This is a genomic window from Geobacillus sp. YHL, assembly GCF_022341265.1.
In the GTDB taxonomy this organism is placed as follows: domain Bacteria; phylum Bacillota; class Bacilli; order Bacillales; family Anoxybacillaceae; genus Geobacillus; species Geobacillus thermoleovorans.
This window is the reverse complement of the sequence record NZ_JAEIGB010000027.1, coordinates 19,674-36,729: the sequence shown is the minus strand read 5'-3', so window position 1 is coordinate 36,729 and position 17,056 is coordinate 19,674. Positions and strand designations below refer to the sequence as shown.

16 protein-coding genes are annotated in these 17,056 nt (G+C 54.7%); all 16 read left to right on the top strand.

Going from position 1 to position 17,056, the window contains the following annotated elements:
- Positions 1-909 (top strand): NADH-quinone oxidoreductase subunit C (locus tag JCR24_RS16025; RefSeq protein ID WP_238981002.1); only part of this gene is annotated, 909 nt, incomplete at its 5' end.
- A gap of 3 nt (positions 910-912) precedes the next feature.
- On the top strand, positions 913-2,013 hold the full coding sequence (locus JCR24_RS16020; protein WP_042381368.1) for an NADH-quinone oxidoreductase subunit D: 1,101 nt from the start codon (positions 913-915) through the stop codon (positions 2,011-2,013).
- Positions 2,010-3,011: an NADH-quinone oxidoreductase subunit NuoH gene (nuoH, locus tag JCR24_RS16015; RefSeq protein WP_011232819.1), complete on the top strand. Its 1,002-nt coding sequence runs from the start codon at positions 2,010-2,012 to the stop codon at positions 3,009-3,011. Before JCR24_RS16020 ends, nuoH begins: the two co-directional genes overlap by 4 nt.
- Before the next feature lie 250 nt (positions 3,012-3,261).
- Complete coding sequence (gene nuoI / locus JCR24_RS16010; RefSeq protein WP_013146600.1) at positions 3,262-3,681, top strand: NADH-quinone oxidoreductase subunit NuoI; 420 nt, start codon at positions 3,262-3,264, stop codon at positions 3,679-3,681.
- Positions 3,678-4,199, top strand: coding sequence for an NADH-quinone oxidoreductase subunit J (locus JCR24_RS16005; RefSeq protein WP_238981001.1), 522 nt, complete (start codon positions 3,678-3,680; stop codon positions 4,197-4,199). The genes nuoI and JCR24_RS16005 overlap by 4 nt, the downstream gene beginning before the upstream one ends.
- Entirely contained in the window at positions 4,196-4,501 is a 306-nt protein-coding gene (nuoK, locus tag JCR24_RS16000) for an NADH-quinone oxidoreductase subunit NuoK (RefSeq protein ID WP_011232815.1), read from the top strand. Before JCR24_RS16005 ends, nuoK begins: the two co-directional genes overlap by 4 nt.
- Positions 4,502-4,518: 17 nt before the next feature.
- On the top strand, positions 4,519-6,372 hold the full coding sequence (gene nuoL, locus JCR24_RS15995; RefSeq protein WP_238981000.1) for an NADH-quinone oxidoreductase subunit L: 1,854 nt from the start codon (positions 4,519-4,521) through the stop codon (positions 6,370-6,372).
- Positions 6,369-7,946, top strand: a complete 1,578-nt coding sequence (locus JCR24_RS15990; RefSeq protein ID WP_238980999.1) for an NADH-quinone oxidoreductase subunit M — start codon at positions 6,369-6,371, stop codon at positions 7,944-7,946. Before nuoL ends, JCR24_RS15990 begins: the two co-directional genes overlap by 4 nt.
- A gap of 4 nt (positions 7,947-7,950) precedes the next feature.
- Positions 7,951-9,444 (top strand): NADH-quinone oxidoreductase subunit NuoN, encoded by a 1,494-nt coding sequence (gene nuoN / locus JCR24_RS15985; RefSeq protein WP_238980998.1) that lies wholly within the window; start codon positions 7,951-7,953, stop codon positions 9,442-9,444.
- A 378-nt stretch (positions 9,445-9,822) separates the two neighbouring features.
- The gene (locus tag JCR24_RS15980) at positions 9,823-10,062 is read left to right on the top strand and encodes a DUF1146 family protein (RefSeq protein ID WP_011232810.1); all 240 of its coding nucleotides are present in this window, start codon (positions 9,823-9,825) and stop codon (positions 10,060-10,062) included.
- 259 nt (positions 10,063-10,321) lie between these two features.
- Positions 10,322-11,077, top strand: a complete 756-nt coding sequence (locus JCR24_RS15975) for a YwmB family TATA-box binding protein (RefSeq protein ID WP_238980997.1) — start codon at positions 10,322-10,324, stop codon at positions 11,075-11,077.
- Positions 11,078-11,108: 31 nt separating this feature from the next.
- Positions 11,109-12,413: a UDP-N-acetylglucosamine 1-carboxyvinyltransferase gene (gene murA / locus JCR24_RS15970; RefSeq protein WP_014196941.1), complete on the top strand. Its 1,305-nt coding sequence runs from the start codon at positions 11,109-11,111 to the stop codon at positions 12,411-12,413.
- 565 nt (positions 12,414-12,978) lie between these two features.
- Positions 12,979-14,010: a stage II sporulation protein D gene (gene spoIID, locus JCR24_RS15965; protein ID WP_238980996.1), complete on the top strand. Its 1,032-nt coding sequence runs from the start codon at positions 12,979-12,981 to the stop codon at positions 14,008-14,010.
- A 173-nt stretch (positions 14,011-14,183) separates the two neighbouring features.
- The gene (gene spoIIQ / locus JCR24_RS15960) at positions 14,184-15,071 is read left to right on the top strand and encodes a stage II sporulation protein SpoIIQ (protein ID WP_119877743.1); all 888 of its coding nucleotides are present in this window, start codon (positions 14,184-14,186) and stop codon (positions 15,069-15,071) included.
- Between the two features lie 211 nt (positions 15,072-15,282).
- Entirely contained in the window at positions 15,283-15,732 is a 450-nt protein-coding gene (locus JCR24_RS15955) for an Lrp/AsnC family transcriptional regulator (RefSeq protein ID WP_015376050.1), read from the top strand.
- Positions 15,733-16,108: 376 nt separating this feature from the next.
- Positions 16,109-17,050, top strand: coding sequence for a nickel ABC transporter permease (gene nikB / locus JCR24_RS15950; protein ID WP_238980995.1), 942 nt, complete (start codon positions 16,109-16,111; stop codon positions 17,048-17,050).
- Positions 17,051-17,056 lie beyond the last annotated feature (6 nt).

Sequence of the window (17,056 nt, the reverse complement as noted above, 5' to 3'; positions counted from 1 at the left end):
AGACAGCGCGAGGCCGCTGCGTCTGGTGCGGCGACCGAAGGCGACCTCGAGGCGGCGAAGAGAAAGGCGGCAGAGGAAGCGCGGGCGAGGGCGGCGGAACTGCGGAGACAGCGCGAGGCGGCGGAAAGCGGTGCGGAGGATGATCTTGAGTTGGCGAAGAAAAAGGCAGCTGTGGCCGCGAAGGCGAGAGCTGCTGCATTAGCCAAACAAAAAGCCGCTGAAGCGTCGGGTGACGATGACGAGCTAGCCAAGCAAAAAGCGGCCGCCGCGGCGAAAGCGAAAGCTGCGGCCGCGGCAAAAGCGCGGGCGGCGGCCTTGGCGAAGCAACAAGGCGACGCTGGCGATGAGGGGGCGAAACAAAAAGCGGCAGCGGCCGCCCGGACAAAGGCCGAAGAAACTGACGGAGGAACCGGACGGTCTGCCGCTCCGTCGCCGAACGATCCGCTGCTTGAGAAATATGTCCGCATCATTCATGAGCATCTCGGTTCGGACGTGCTCGAGGATGCATACATCAATCGGCTGGCGAAAGATGTGCCGACGCTTGTCGTGAAAAAAGAGGCGTACTACAAAGTCGCCGAGTTGTTGAAAGGCCATGAACAGCTTCGGTTTGATTATTTATCCGAGCTGCACGGCACCGATTTTCAAACGCATATGGAAGTGTACGTCCATTTGTATTCCTATCCAAACCGGCAGCCGGTGGCGCTGAAAGTCAAAATCGAGCGCGACAACCCGGAAGTCGATTCGCTCGTTCCGCTTTGGCCGGGGGCGAACTGGTCGGAGTGCGAAGCGTACGATTTGCTTGGCATCCGTTTCCGCGGCCACCCGAACTTAATCCGCATCTTCCTCGGCGAACAATGGGTCGGGCATCCGTTGCGCAAAGATTACGAGCCGTATGATGCGGAGGTGTAGATGATGCTGCGCACAGAAGAAATGATTTTAAACGTCGGCCCTCAACACCCGAGCACGCACGGGGTGTTCCGCCTCATTTTAAAAATTGACGGCGAGATCATTCAAGAAGCGACACCGGTCATCGGCTATTTGCATCGCGGAACGGAGAAAATTGCCGAAGGGCTGCAATATACGCAAATCATCCCGTACACCGACCGGATGGACTATTTATCAGCGATGACGAACAACTATGTGCTTTGCCATGCGGTCGAAACGATGATGGGCATTGAAGTGCCGGAGCGGGCCGAATATTTGCGCGTTCTCGCCATGGAGCTTGGGCGGATCGCCAGCCACCTTGTCTGGTGGGGGACGTACTTGCTTGACCTTGGCGCGACGAGCCCGTTTTTGTACGCGTTCCGCGAACGCGAAATGATTATTAATCTATTAAATGAGCTGTCTGGAGCGCGGTTGACGTTCAACTATATGCGCATCGGCGGGGTCAAATGGGATGCGCCGGACGGTTGGATTGACAAAGTGAAGCAGTTCGTTCCGTACATGCGGGAGAAACTTCACGGCTATCATGAGCTTGTCACCGGCAATGAAATTTTCCGCCAGCGCGTCACCGGCGTCGGGCGGTATACGAAAGAAGAGGCGATCAGCTATTCGCTGAGCGGCGTCAACTTGCGGTCGACCGGCGTCAAATGGGATTTGCGCAAAGATGAACCGTATTCGATCTATGACCACTTTGATTTTGACGTGCCGGTGCGCGAGGGCGGCGATTGCCTCGCCCGCTATGAATGCCGGATGGCGGAAATCGAACAGTCGCTCCGCATCATCGAGCAGGCGTGCGAGCAATTTCCGCCTGAGGGGCCGATCATGGGAAAAGTGCCCCGCATCATTAAAGCGCCGCCCGGCGAGACATTTGTCCGCATCGAAGCGCCGCGCGGCGAGATCGGCTGCTATATTGCGAGCGACGGCAAAAAAGAGCCGTACCGCCTCAAATTCCGGCGCCCATCGTTTTACAACTTGCAAATACTCCCGAAGCTGCTCAAAGGGGAAAACTTGGCCAATGTCATCGCCATTCTTGGGTCGATTGACATTGTGCTTGGGGAGGTCGACGGATGATGGAACAATGGCTTGAATCCACGCCTGGCTGGTCGAACATCGCCCTGTTTTTCGGGCTTGGGGCGCTGCTTTTGGCGGTTGTGCTCGCCTTTGTCACATACGGCATTTTGGCTGAACGGAAAGTGATGGGGTTTATGCAAGGGCGCATCGGCCCGAACCAAGTCGGCGGCCGCTTCGGACTGCTGCAAACCGTTGCCGATGTGTTGAAGCTGCTTTTGAAAGAGGATACGATCCCGAAAGCGGCCGACCGTCCGCTCTACGTGCTGGCGCCGATCATCGCCTTTGTGCCGTCGTTTATGGTGTTGGCGGTATTGCCGTTTACCGATGCGTTCCGGTTCGCCGATATTGGCGTCGGCCTTCTGTATTATATCGCTGTCTCCGGCTTGACGACCGTCGGCGTTGTCGCCGGCGGCTGGGCGTCAAACAACAAATACGCTCTGCTTGGCGGCATGCGGGCAGCCGCGCAAATGATTTCCTATGAGATTCCGCTCGTCATGTCAGCGCTTGGCGTCGTGCTTTTGGCTGGAAGCATGAATTTAGTCGACATCGTTGCGGCGCAAAAAGACGTCTGGTTCATTTTCGCCCAGCCGTTGGCGTTTTTGATTTTCCTCATTGCCGCGGTGGCCGAGTTGAACCGGACGCCGTTTGACTTGCCGGAGGCGGAGTCCGAGTTGGTCGCCGGCTTTCATGTCGAATATTCCGGATTCCGTTGGGCGTTCTTTATGCTCGCCGAGTATGTGTATTTGTTCGCCATGGCGGCGCTTGTGACGATTTTGTTTCTCGGCGGCTGGCATCCGGTCGCCTTTCTCGGCTGGATTCCTGGCGCGGTCTGGTTTGCGCTGAAGTTTTGTGCGGTTGTTTTCGTCCTCATTTGGTTTCGCGCCACATTTCCGCGCGTGCGCGCCGACCAGCTGATGGAGTTCGCCTGGAAAGTGCTGCTTCCGCTTTCGCTCGTCAACATTGTGCTGACGGCGGTCGTTAAAGCGTGGTTTTTCTAAAAAAGCCGGTGATTTAGTGAAAAGTCGCGAAAAACGGACTTTTCTCAAATTGGGAATTCCTGTAAAATCAACGCCTCTCTTTCAACCAAAAGCAACGGATTCGGCGAAATCGGTCGTTTTTCGCCAGTCCTCTAAAAGAAACAAAGCAACTTGTCTTGCCAGGAAGGGGGCAGCCGCCCATGAGCATGGCCTCCTCCTTCGGGCAGAGGTCGTGTCGGAACGCCACTTTTCCCATGAGAGGGGTAGACGGATGATAGGGTTGATGAAAGGATTGGCGTATACGTTAAAAGAGTTGACGCGCGAAAAAGTGACGTACGATTACCCGCACGAACCGCTCCCGCTCCCGGATCGGTTTCGGGGCATCCAGAAATTTTATCCCGAAAAATGCATCGTGTGCAACCAGTGTGTCAACATTTGCCCGACCGAATGCATCCAGCTGACCGGGAAAAAACATCCCGATCCGACGAAAAAAGGGAAAGTGATTGAGACGTACAACATCAACTTTGAAATTTGCATTTTATGTGATTTGTGCACGGAAGTATGCCCAACGGAAGCGATTGTCATGACGAACAACTTTGAGCTCGCGGAATACAGCCGCGACGCTCTGTATAAAGATTTGGCCTGGCTTGATGAAAACGATACGAACATAAGAAGGGAGAATAAGCCGTGAGCGGAACGGACATCGCCTTTTTCTTGCTCGCCCTCGCGGCGATTGCCGGGGGAGTGACGATGCTCCAGCTGACGAACGTCGTCCATATGGTCATCGCCCTCGTCATGACATTTTTGGGCATTGCCGGGCTGTACGTGCTGTTGTCCGCCGAATTTGTCGCTGTTGTGCAAGTGCTCATCTATTCCGGAGCCATTACGATCATCATGCTGTTTGCGATCATGCTGACGCGCCATCACACAGACGAAAGGGAGCGCCCAACCACCGGCGGCGTCTGGCATAAAGCGGTTGCCGCCCTCTCCGTCATCGCCTTCGGCCTTGCCGTCTACTTCGGCATCCGCCAGCTCGACTTCGGCGTTGACGGCAGCGCGCTGGCGGGCGACAACGCTAAGGCGATCGGCAAGTTGCTTTACTCGTATTATACGATTCCGTTTGAAATCGTGTCTGTCATTTTGCTTGTCGCCTTAATTGGCGCGATCGTGTTGGCGAAAAAAGACGGCAAGGGGGCGGAAGACGAATGACATTATCGGCCTATTTAGCGTTGGCGCTGATCTTGTTTTGCATCGGGCTGTACGGGGCGCTCACGAAGAGGAATACGGTCATTGTGCTCATCTGCATTGAGCTGATGTTAAATGCGGTTAACATCAATTTCGTCGCGTTTGCCAAATACGGCGCCCATCCCAGCGTTCACGGGCATGTGTTCGCGCTGTTTGCGATCGCCGTGGCGGCGGCGGAAGCAGCCGTCGGCTTAGCTGCGCTCATCGCTTTTTACCGCAGCCGGAAGACGGTTCAAGTCGATGAAGCCAATTCGTTGAAACATTAGAGAAGGGGATGGGAACGATGATGAACCTAGCTTGGGTCGTGCCGCTGTTCCCGCTTGGTTCGTTCATTCTGTTGCTGCTGTTCGGACGGAGATGGAAACAGCGAAGCGCCTATGTCGGCATCGCCGCGGCGTTCTTGTCACTGCTTTTGGCGCTCGCGGTGCTTGTGGACCGCCTTGGCGGGTCGACGTATGAGGCAAACTGGACATGGATGACGATAGGCGGCGTGACGTTGACGGTCGGGATTTCCGCCACCGCCCTAAACGCTTGGATGCTCGTCGTCGTCGCACTCGTCAGCTGGCTCGTCCATGTGTATTCGCAAGGGTACATGGCTGGCGATGAACGGTTTTCCACCTTTTACGCGTATTTGGGCCTGTTTACGTTTGCGATGCTCGGTCTTGTGCTGTCGCCGAATTTGCTGCAGGCGTACATCTTTTGGGAGCTCGTCGGGCTTGGATCGTTTTTGCTGATCGGTTTTTACTTCTATAAGGAAGAAGCAAAAGCGGCGGCGAAAAAAGCGTTCATCATGACGCGCATCGGCGACGTTGGCTTTTTTATCGGCATGATGTTGCTCTTTTGGCAAACGCACAGCTTTGATTACGATGACATTTTCCGCGCCGTCGGCGACGGCACGCTGTCGCCGGGGATGACGACGCTCGCTGTGATCTTGATTTTCATCGGCGCCATCGGCAAATCGGGGCAATTTCCGCTCCATACATGGCTTCCAGACGCGATGGAAGGCCCGACGCCGGTGTCGGCGCTCATCCACGCTGCGACGATGGTGGCGGCCGGTGTGTACCTTGTGGCGGCATTGTTTCCGCTGTATGAGGCAAGCCATGCAGCCATGATGACCGTGGCGACGATCGGCGGGGTGACGGCCATTTTCGCCGCGACGATCGGCTTGGTGCAGACGGACATCAAGCGCGTCCTCGCCTATTCGACGATCAGCCAGCTCGGTTATATGATGTTGGCGCTTGGCGCCGGCAGCTATGTCGCGGCCATCTTCCATTTGACGACGCATGCGTTCTTTAAAGCGCTCCTCTTTTTGGCCGCCGGGAGCGTCATTCATGCCGTCCGTACGCAAAACATCGAGGAAATGGGCGGGCTTTGGCGGCGGCTGCCATGGACCGCGCCGCTATTCCTCATTGGGGCGCTGTCGATCAGCGGGGTTCCGCTATTCGCCGGCTTTTTCAGCAAGGACGAAATTTTGGCCGCCGCCTGGACGAACGGGCCGCGCCTCCTCTTTTGGCTCGCGGTCGCTGCCGCGCTGTTGACGTCGTTTTATATGTTCCGGCTCTTTTTCCTCGTCTTTGCCGGCAAAGCGCGGCATCATGAGGATGCTCATGAAGCGCCGGCCTCGATGGTGGCGCCAATGCTTGTGCTCGGCGTGCTGTCGATTGCATCCGGATACATGCAAACGCCGTGGTTTGGCTCGTTCCTTGGCGAATGGTTGACGGATGGAGCGTATCGTCATGAAGCGGCGCCGGGATGGATCGCTGTTTTGGCGACGATCGTGTCGTTTGCAGGGATTTTTCTCGCTTGGCTGATGTACGGGGCGCAGAAAATGCCGCGCGATTGGCTGTCCGCGCGTGTTCCGTATGTTGATGAGCTGCTGCGCCGTCATTACTACATCGATGACATTTACCGTTTGACGGTCGTGTCGCTTGTGTCATGGATCAGCCGCCTGTTGGCGTATGTCGACCGCTTCCTTGTTGAAGGGTTCGCCCGGCTTGCCGCCGGCATTGTCGGCGCGGCCGCCTCGGCTGGGTCGCGCGGGCAAAACGGGCAGGCGCAGACGTATGGGGCGGTGACGGTGGCCGGATTGGCGATTTTGGTCGTCATTTTCGCCTTAACAGGGGGGTACTGGCTATGATGTTTTTATCGCTGCTCGTCTTTTCGCCGCTGTTAGGCATCGTGTTGCTGATGTTTGTGCGCAAAACGGATGAACGAATGATTCAATGGCTCGGAACGGCTGCCACCGTACCGCCGCTCATTTTGGCGTTGTTTGCTTTCGTTCAGTCCGGGCGCGGGTTTCGCCTCGAGCGGCTCGACGAAGCACGGGACTGGGTGCGGCTTACGGACCTGCCATTTTTGACGGACGCGGCGTATGTGATCCGCTATGAGCTCGGCATCGATGGGCTGTCGCTTGTCTTTATCGTTCTGACCGCGGTATTGGCGACGTTGGCCGCTTTGGCGTCGATGCTTGTCACAACGGAGAAAAAAGGGTATTTTCTCTGGCTGCTGGCGCTTGAGATTGGCATGCTCGGCGTATTTTCCGCCGCCAATTTCGTTTGGTTTTTCCTCTTCTTAGAAGTGACGTTGGTCGCCATGTTTTTGCTTGTCGGCAAGTGGGGCGGGTTTGAGCGCGAGCGGGCGGCGTACAGCTACTTGTTGTACAACGGGCTCGGCTCGGCTTTGCTGCTTGTCGTGATCGCGGTGCTGCTTGCCCGAACGGGAACAGCGAACTTTGCCTTGCTTCATGAAATGTTACATAATCCAGCGGCGGAAGGGCAACTGATTGCGCCGCTGACGGCGGAAGGGCGTCGCTGGCTGCTCGGCGGGCTGCTGTTGGCATTTGCTGTCAAGCTGCCGGCTGTTCCGTTCCACCGCTGGCTCATCCGCGTCCACGTCGAAGCGCCGCCGCCGGTGGTGATGCTTCATGCCGGGGTGTTGTTGAAAATCGCAGCGTATGGGATGATTCGCTTCGGGGTCGGCTTGTTTCCGGATGAGTTCCGCTCGTTTGCCGGCGTTCTCGCTCTATTTGGCGTCATCAACGTGCTGTACGGCGCGCTGTTGGCGCTTCGCCAGCGCGAATTGAAACATGTGCTCGCCTATTCGAGCGTATCGCACATGGGAGTCGTGCTCATCGGACTCGGCGCGTTGAATGAGGCCGGCATTCAAGGAGCGGTCTTGCAATCGGTGGCTCACGGACTCATCTCGGCCTTGTCGTTTTTGCTTGTCGGCGTGCTCGCTCATCGAATGGGAACAACGGACATCAACCGGCTTGGTGGACTGACGAAAGCGATGCCGCTCTTTTCCGGGTATTTGCTCACAGCGGCGCTCGCCTTGCTCGGTCTGCCGGGGCTGGCGGGATTTGTCGGTGAATTCACGTCGTTCCTCGGGCTGTTTCAAACGAAGCCGGCCCTTGCCGCCGTGGGTGCGCTTGGATTGATCTTCGCCGCTGTCTATTCGCTGAAAGCCGTCCTTGATATCACGTTCGGCCGCCCCCGCGACCGGCGGGAAGCGGTCATGGGCTGGCGTGAGCCGCAAGCATCTGCGGCAAGCCTCGGTGAACCGCAAGGGGGCGTCGTTGACTTGCAAGGAAAAGAAGCTGTGCCGGCGTTCATCCTCGTCGCGTTGATCGTGGCCGTCGGCGTCTATCCGCAGCTATTGGCCGCGCCGCTTACGGCCGTCGTCAAGACGATGATGAACGGGCTAGGGGGTTGATCACATGAACGATGTATGGCAATCCGATTGGAGCATGATGGCGCCCGAATGGATCGTCCTCGCGGCCGCCATAACGCTGTTGGTGATGGACTTGGCGCTGCCAAGTAGCCGAAGCCGCCGGCCGCTTGCTTGGGGCGCCGCGGCGGCGGCGGCGCTCGCCATGATCGCGACAGCGGCGATGATCCCGGTCGGGTCGGCATCGATTTTGCATGATACGTTCCGGCTCGATGCGTTCGCCAAAGCGTTCAAGCTCATTTTGCTGGCTGGCGGAGCGCTCGCTCTACTTTTAGTGGCCGAATGGGCGCCGAAAGAAGGCAGTCCGCACCGCGGCGAATTTGTCTATATGATGTTGTTTGCGCTGCTTGGGGCGATGATGATGGCGTCTAGCGGCGATTTTCTTACATTATTTGTAAGCCTTGAGCTGCTTTCGGTGTCGTCCTACATTTTGGCCGGTTTGCGCAAAACGGCGCCGGCATCGAACGAGGCGGCGCTCAAATACGTCATCAATGGCGGCATCGCCACCGCCATCATGCTGTTTGGCATGAGTTATGTGTTCGGCTTGACCGGAACGACGAATCTCGGCGGCATCGCGCGCCGCTTGCAGGAGACGAACGAGCCGTACATGCTTGCTTTGGCGTTTCTGCTTTTGCTGATCGGCGTTTCGTTTAAGCTGGCGACCGTTCCGTTTCATATGTGGGCGCCGGACGTGTACGAAGGAGCGCCCGTTCCCGCGACCGCGTTTTTTGCCGTCGTGTCGAAAACAGCCGGCTTTGTCCTTCTTCTCCGTTTGCTGGTGACGATCTTTGCCGCGGCGCCGGCAGAAGGGAGGGATCCGTCATCGCTCCTTTTGTCGATGCAGCCGATCATCACCGTGTTAGCCGGATTGACGATGATCATCGGCAGCGTCGTGGCGCTTCGGCAGCGGAGTTTAAAGCGGCTGCTCGCCTACTCGAGCATCGCCCACGCCGGCTACTTGCTCGCGGGGTTTGCCGCGATGTCATGGGCGATGATCGATTCGCTCTGGATGTATTTGCTCGTCTATACGTTGATGAACATCGGGGCGTTTGCCATTATTGCCCATATTGTCAATGAAACCGGATCCGATGATTTGGATGGACTGGCCGGCTTATATCGGCACCGCCCATTTCTGGCTGCGGCGCTCGGGCTGTTTTTGCTCTCGCTCGCCGGCATCCCAGGAACAGCTGGCTTTATCGCCAAGCTGCATATTTTCATCGGCCTTGTCGTCACAGAGCCGGGCCATTATGTGCTCGCCGCCGTGATGGCGATCACGACCGTCATCTCGTACGTGTATTATTTCAATTTGATCGTCCAGCTCTTTTTCCGCCCGACGTTCACTGCGCCGCTTGGCCGGCTGCCGGCCGGGCTGTCGACCGCCGTCGTTCTTTGCGCGCTTGGAACGTTGGCGATCGGCTGGGCGCCGGGGCTTGCTTACGATATGCTTGCCCAGTTTGGGCATTTTGGCGATTTTTTGCCGTAACGGTAGAATAAAGGGAGAGGGAGAATGCCTCTCCTCTTTTTTTGCGCCGCCGGCTTCGTTTGGAAAGGAGGGGATGCGCTGCGTGCTTTGCGCAGGAAAGCTCCATCGAGCCATGTTTGCTTTCCACCTAGCATGAAAGTTTCAAGGCCTGCGCATTTTCATAGAAAGAGGGGAATGCTCATCCCGCTGGCTTTGTTTCGGGACGAGGAGCACCTTGGATGTGCGGCCGGTGCTGTTTCGGGGGAGAAGAGCTTGTCATGCGACGCTTAATCTGTTTTCGAAACGCATGAAGTGCTTTGGCTGCGCGCCGCGTTCCGAAAAAGAGGAAATGCTTCGTATGCGCCGTTTCACATATGCTTGAGAAAGAGGTGAAACTTGATGATGCCGGTCATCGGCCAACAAGCGTTGATTTCGATTATCGTTCATTTGGCGTTTCTAGCGGTGACGTGGTGGACGCTGCAGGCGGTGCGGCTCGAGGTGCTGCTTCGGCCGAACCGCGTCGTCCAAGGGCGGCTGCTGTACATTTTATTGACGATTGCCATCGGCTCGACGGTGGCGAACTTTTTCCTTGACTATTGGGCTTGGTCAACCGATTTGCCGTATTTGTTCCGCGAATAGGAGGCCCGGGGCGCCGTGGTGCTTCGGCTCCCCCTCCAACTGCCCGCTTGCCCCGCCCTCTGTCCGGCCGATCCGTTCTTGCCGCCGCCTCTTTGCTCCCCGTCCCGTCCCCTTCTTCCATGGATTCTCGGCTGTTTGCCCTCCGCTTTGATGTTTATTTATGAAAGCGATTTCAAAAATCGCCGGTTGTCGATTTTTTTGACGTATGTTCCCTTGCCCGGTGGCAACAATAACAAGTAAGGAGAGGAAGGGAACGAAGATGAGAAAAAATCCAATCTGTTGGCTGATGGCGCTGGCCGCCGCGGTCTTGTTGTTGGCCGCAGGGCAATACCGGACGGAAGGCGCGCGGGGGAACGAATGGTCCGAACCGTTGGAAATGATGGCGCACACATTGGCGCAACACGGTGCCTCGCTCGGCCGCTGGGTCGTGTACACAAGAGAGTATGCCCACGATATTCAAAATGATGCGGACTTTTTCAAAAAAATGGCGGAGTTCAAACAAACATACCGCTCCTTCCGCTGGACGTTCCACCAAACTAGCCATTGGCAAAAAGTGATCGGCACGAATGAACATTCCTTTTTTCGTGAACAAATCCAGCTCGTGATGACCGTCACAAATGGAACGCCGCAAACGTATATCCTCTATGAAGCGACCGGCCCAACGTGGAGCCAAGCTGGGTGGAGAGAAGCAGCACAGCACATTCAAAAAACGACGAACGGACTATTTGTGAATCACTCTACATTTTTCGCTTGTATTGAAGGCGAGTTCAGTGGTAATATGGAAGGTGGTTTGTTCGATCAAGCTTCTCAATTGCTTCGCGATTTTCAAGCGACGCCTGTCGAGTGGCTGCGGGAAGAGTCACTCGTTTCCCTGTCTGCATATACTGGGCAGTGGAAGAACGTTCTCCCGGCCGCCAATCATCAGCCGATCAACCTGCAACTCGCCTTGAGAGAAAGATTGGGCGGCAAGACGCGCGTCGTTGCTGGAACCCCAATCATTACCATTGAATACTAATATAGAGAAATTGGACGCGGAGGGGAATACCTTGGAAAAGATCATCGTCCGTGGCGGAAACCGGTTGAGCGGCACCGTCAAAGTGGAAGGCGCAAAAAATGCCGTTTTGCCTGTCATCGCTGCCACTTTATTGGCTACGAAAGGAACAAGTACGATTCATGATGTGCCTGCTCTTTCCGATGTATATACAATCAGTGAAGTGCTCCGCTATTTAGGCGCCGATGTGCACATTGCCGACGAGACGGTTACCGTCGATGCCACCGGTCCGTTGACGGTGGAAGCGCCGTTTGAATATGTGCGAAAAATGCGCGCGTCGGTGCTTGTCATGGGGCCGCTGTTGGCGCGCAACGGCCGAGCCCGCGTGGCGCTGCCGGGCGGCTGTGCCATTGGCTCGCGCCCGATCGATCAACATTTAAAAGGATTTGAAGCGATGGGCGCGTCTGTGAAAGTCGGCAATGGCTTTATCGATGCGGAAGTGAACGGACGGCTCCGCGGCGCCAAAATTTATTTGGACTTTCCAAGCGTCGGGGCGACGGAAAACATTATGATGGCCGCCGTGCTCGCGGAGGGCACGACTGTGATCGAAAACTGTGCGAAAGAGCCGGAAATCGTCGATTTGGCGAACTTTTTGAACGCGATGGGCGCCAAAGTGCGCGGCGCCGGCACCGGAACGATTCGAATCGAGGGAGTTGACGAGCTCGTCGGCACAACGCATACGGTCATTCCGGATCGCATCGAAGCCGGCACGTTTATGGTGGCGGCGGCAATCACCGGCGGCAATGTCCTCGTGCAAGGAGCCGTTCCGGAACATTTAGGCTCGCTGATCGCCAAACTCGAAGAAATGGGCGTGACCGTCATTGAAGAGGAAAGCGGCTTGCGTGTCATCGGTCCGGAAAAGCTGAAAGCCGTCGACATTAAAACGATGCCATATCCGGGCTTTCCGACCGACATGCAGTCGCAAATGATGGCTCTCTTGTTGAAAGCGGAAGGCACGAGCATGATCACCGAGACGGTGTTTGAAAATCGCTTTATGCATGTGGAGGAATTCCGGCGCATGAACGCCGATATTAAAATTGAAGGGCGTTCCGTCATTATCAATGGCCCGTGCCAGCTGCAAGGCGCCGAAGTGGCGGCCACCGATTTGCGCGCAGCGGCGGCGTTGATTTTGGCTGGACTCGCGGCGGACGGCTACACGCGCGTGACCGAGCTTCGTCATCTCGACCGCGGGTATGTCCGCTTCCACGAAAAGTTGGCTGCGCTTGGGGCCGACATTGAACGCGTCCGCGAAGAAACAGAACAATTCGACCAAATTCAAACGATCCAATGGAACGGATAAAGAGCGAAAAACGACCGTGAACTGCCTTCGAGCAGGGAATGGTCGTTTTTTCTTGGAACACGGGCGACCGTCGAAGGACGGTAAAAAACAACCGTTCGTTCCTAACGGTCTGTTTTGAAGCTCAGAGAAAGACCGTCTGTATGAAATTTCTCCATAAGCTTGATCGCATCGCGCGAAGCAAGTCGCGACGGTGGTGAAACATGTGCTTTCGAGAACCCCCTTGTTCCATCGCCCCTATTCAGTCACCGACTTTTTTCAACGGCTTCATGTTTAGCAGGCTGGCGATTTAAGGGGAAATGCTGTTCTCCAACAGTGTTTCTCAAATGGAAAAACCTTGCAACACCATAGCGTCATTCCTTGCGATTTCTCACAAACTGAGCGAATCCGTTGTTTTTCACCAGCCTTTTAGGCGGAGTGCGAAACGCGCTCAAGGCGTTTTGGCTCGAGAGAAAACTGTCATACATACTTGTCCGAGCCCATAACTATAGTAACGAACCGAAGCCAACGCAGGCATTCATTCGCGATGTCCGCTTGTGCTTGGAAAATGCATATTGGGGGCTCGGCTATGGTGAAACGACTGAAACCGGTGATGGCGCTCGCTCTCTCGCTGTTTGTCGCCATCCTCGTCATTCCGACGGCGCTCGTTCTTCCATTTTATGACGGGAAGGTGGCCAAATTGGCCGAACAACTGCACAAGCAAGAACAAATTCAGCGGTCGCAGGCAGCCGAAGGGCCGTCCATCGACGTGGCGGTCTATCGAAGCAAAGAACAACGCGTCGAACATATTCCCCTCGAGCAATACGTCATCGGCGTCGTGGCGGCGGAAATGCCGGCCGAATTTGAACTCGAGGCATTAAAGGCGCAAGCGTTGACGGCAAGAACGTACATCGTGAAGCAATTGCTCGCCAACCAGCCGTTTCGCCTGCCAAAAGGAGCGAATGTGACCGACACGGTGGCTCATCAAGTCTATTACAGTGATGACGAACTGCGAAAGCTGTGGGGCAGCGATTATGATTGGAAAATGAAAAAAGTGACAAAAGCGGTGATGGACACGCAAGGACAAATTTTGACATACAACAATGAGCCGATCGAGGCGCTGTTTTTTTCGACAAGCAACGGCTATACGGAAAATTCGGAAGCCTATTGGCAAAGCGATTTTCCTTATTTAAAAAGCGTCGCCAGCCCATGGGACAAACAATCCCCGAAGTTTTACCAGCGAAAAACGATGCCAGTGGCGGAATTCGAGCGAAGACTGGGGGTCGAACTGCCCGCTGACGGCTCCGTCGGCGTCATTGTATCGCGCACTCCCGGCCGCCGCGTCGGCGAAGTGAAGATTGGCGGCAAGACGTTTACGGGCCGCGATGTGCGCGAACGGCTCGGGTTGCCGTCGAGTGATTTCACCTGGGTGCGTAGCGGGAATGACATCATCATTACGACGAAAGGCTACGGCCATGGCGTCGGCATGAGTCAATACGGCGCCAACTTTATGGCCAAAGAAGGGAAAACGTACGCCGACATCGTTAAATATTATTACCGCGGCGTCCATATTTCGTCGGCGACGGCGTTTTTAAACAAATTGACCGCGAAAAATGGATGAACCGGGGTTCTGCGCCCCGGTTTTTCTGTCAAATGTTCGGGGCAAACGGCAGGGAGACGCCCCTCATTTTTTGTATAAAATCTAGCCGAATGTCAAAAAATAAGTGAAAAAATTATTTTCTATGTGTATATCTTTTCCTCTTTCTGTTCAAAATGGTTGCTGAGGTGATGAACATGAGAGAGGAACAAAAACAATCGTCGCTGAAGCGTCTGTTCCGCAAACGCTGGGTATTTCCGGCCATCTATTTATCGTCTGCCGCATTAATCGTCGCTGGTGCGCTTTGGTTCCAATTGGGCAAAGAGGAGAATACGGGCAGAGACAACGTGGCGAAAAACGGCACCGCCCAGCAAGAAAATCCGGCTGTTCCGGTCAATGAAACGGTCGAAACGATTGCGATGCCGGTGCTTGATCCAAATGCGGTGCAAGTGAAAACGCCATTCTACGATGACAAAGCATCGGAAGCAGAACAGGAAGCAGCCCTCGTCTTTTATGATCATACGTACCACCCGAACCAAGGCATCGATCTTGTGCGCCAAGACGGCAAAACGTTTGATGTCACCGCTTCCTTAAGCGGCACGGTGACGAAAGCGGAAAAAGACCCGATTTTGGGATATGTTGTCGAAATCAATCATGAACAAGGGGTCACGACCGTCTATCAATCGCTCGCTGATGTGAAAGTCGAAGCCGGCGACACGGTGAAACAAGGTGAAGTGATCGGCAAGGCAGGGCAAAGCGAATTCAACAAAGAAGCCGGCATCCACGTCCACTTTGAAATTCGCAAAGACGGCCGGGCGGTCAACCCGATCGATTATGTCGACAAACCGTTGACGGCTTTGACTGACAAAGCGGAAGACAAAACGGGAACCGATCGCGCCGCCACGAGCAAAGAAAAAGAATTGATGCCAAGTGACGAAACAGCGCCGACAGACGAAAACCCAGCGAATGAACAACCATCGGCTGACGACCATTCGACGACGCCAAGCGACAACCATCAAGACGAAAACAACGACGCTTCATCCTACAAAACGCCAGACGCCTCGATCGGCATGGCAAGAGCGTAATCGACAAGGCGTCGAGCAAGAGGAAACGAAAAACGCGACGAAAAGGCCTGTCCGTTTGCCAAGACAAGACAAGCGGGCGGGTCTTTTTTCATCGTCGTTTCACGAGACTTTTGCACCGCAGGGGCTGCGGACGGGGATTGAAAAAGCTTTTAACCTCATGCTAGAGCCGTTATAATGATAGAAAAATGGATGCTAGGCGGGTGACAAGGCGATGAAACTAGATGACATCGACCGCAAAATTCTTGAACTGTTGATTGAAGATGGCCGCATGTCGTACGTCGACATCGGCAAAAAGCTGAACCTTTCGCGCGTCGCCGTCCGCGAGCGGGTCAATCAGCTCGTCAAGCACGGTGTGATTGAAAAGTTCACCGTTGTCATCAATTCAGAGAAATTCGGCAAGCAAGTTTCAGCGTTTTTCGAGGTCGACTGTGAACCAGCGTATTTGGTCGAAGTGGCGCAAAAGCTGGCCGAAAACCCAAACGTGGCGAGCTGCTACCAAATGACCGGTCCGAGCACGCTCCATATGCACGTTCTCGTTGAAGATTTTGCCGCCCTCGAAAAATTCATCAACAATGAGCTGTATGCGTTAGAAGGCATCACGAGAGTCGAAAGCCATATTTTGCTTCGCCGCTTCAAGAGCCGGACGGGGTTGAAGTTGTAGCGGCCGCCTCTGGCAGGGCCGTGAAACCCGGTAAAAAGCGTCCCGTAAAGGGGCGTTTTTTTATTCATAATAAAAAATTGGCTCTTCACCACAACATGTACTTGACAACGGTTTCCTGACAAGGATAGGCAAAAAGTGCTGATGTTCCCTCACAAGCGTAAATAGGGGATGTTCAGAAAAAATCAAGTACAACTTTTGGTGAAGAGCCAAAAAATTCAATTTTTTTTTTAGAGAATTATGTAGAAAAATGATTCGAATTCCTATATAATCATAAAAAACGAAATAAAAATTAACTTTGTTAAATATCAATTTGGTTTTAATTAACAAATGAATATAAAATTCTCTTTTATATAAACAACGGAAAGGAGTGAGTATGATGGCAGGGATGATTGTCAGAAGATTTTTTCAGCTTATCCTCCTATTGGTCGGTATCTCGTTCCTTGTCTTTACGAGCATGTATATCGCTCCGGGGGACCCAGCAACGATCATTGCTGGCCCGACCGCATCACAGTCAGACATCGACGCCATCCGCGAAGATTTAGGGCTTAACGACCCGTTCCTTGTCCAGTATGGCCGTTACATAAGCGGGGTGCTCCATGGCGATCTTGGTTATTCGTACCAAACGAAGCAGCCGGTGTGGGAAGCGATCATGACGCGGTTTCCGAACACGCTTAAGCTAGCCATTGCCAGCATTATTGTGGCGGTAATCATTGGTGTCGTTGCCGGCATTATTTCTGCCATCCGGCAAAATTCATGGTTTGACGTCTCCAGCACCGTCTTTGCTTTGGCAGGCATTTCGATCCCGAACTTTTGGCTTGGCACCGTACTCATTTTAATTTTCGCGGTCAACTTGCAGTTGCTTCCAGTCGGCGGGCTGGATCAGCCGTTTTATACGGCAGAAGGGTTGAAGCAGCTGGTGCTGCCGGCCATTACGCTCGGGACCGGGTCAGCGGCGATGATTGCGAGAATGAGCCGTTCGTCGATGCTCGAGGTCATCCGAGCCGACTTTATTCGGACAGCACGGGCCAAAGGCTTAAGAGAGCGGACGGTCATTTGGGTGCATGCCTTGCGCAACGCCATGATTCCAGTCATTACTGTTATTGGTCTAAACTTTGGCTTTTTGCTCGGCGGCACGATCATCACCGAACAGGTTTTTGCCATTAACGGCGTCGGCCGCCTGATGGTGCAAGCCATTGCCGCCCGGGACTTCCCGATGGTGCAAGGCTCCGTTCTGCTTGTCGCTACGTTGTTTGTTTTAGTCAACTTGATTGTTGACATCATCTATACATTGATTGATCCGCGCATTAGTTACGATTAAACGAAG

Coding starts and splice junctions, on each gene's coding strand:
- JCR24_RS16020 (WP_042381368.1), top strand. CDS start 913: ATGCTGCGCACAGAAGAAATGATTTTAAACGTCGGCCCTCAACACCCG.
- nuoH (WP_011232819.1), top strand. CDS start 2,010: ATGATGGAACAATGGCTTGAATCCACGCCTGGCTGGTCGAACATCGCC.
- nuoI (WP_013146600.1), top strand. CDS start 3,262: ATGATAGGGTTGATGAAAGGATTGGCGTATACGTTAAAAGAGTTGACG.
- nuoK (WP_011232815.1), top strand. CDS start 4,196: ATGACATTATCGGCCTATTTAGCGTTGGCGCTGATCTTGTTTTGCATC.
- nuoL (WP_238981000.1), top strand. CDS start 4,519: ATGATGAACCTAGCTTGGGTCGTGCCGCTGTTCCCGCTTGGTTCGTTC.
- JCR24_RS15990 (WP_238980999.1), top strand. CDS start 6,369: ATGATGTTTTTATCGCTGCTCGTCTTTTCGCCGCTGTTAGGCATCGTG.
- nuoN (WP_238980998.1), top strand. CDS start 7,951: ATGAACGATGTATGGCAATCCGATTGGAGCATGATGGCGCCCGAATGG.
- JCR24_RS15980 (WP_011232810.1), top strand. CDS start 9,823: ATGATGCCGGTCATCGGCCAACAAGCGTTGATTTCGATTATCGTTCAT.
- JCR24_RS15975 (WP_238980997.1), top strand. CDS start 10,322: ATGAGAAAAAATCCAATCTGTTGGCTGATGGCGCTGGCCGCCGCGGTC.
- spoIID (WP_238980996.1), top strand. CDS start 12,979: ATGGTGAAACGACTGAAACCGGTGATGGCGCTCGCTCTCTCGCTGTTT.
- spoIIQ (WP_119877743.1), top strand. CDS start 14,184: ATGAGAGAGGAACAAAAACAATCGTCGCTGAAGCGTCTGTTCCGCAAA.
- JCR24_RS15955 (WP_015376050.1), top strand. CDS start 15,283: ATGAAACTAGATGACATCGACCGCAAAATTCTTGAACTGTTGATTGAA.
- nikB (WP_238980995.1), top strand. CDS start 16,109: ATGGCAGGGATGATTGTCAGAAGATTTTTTCAGCTTATCCTCCTATTG.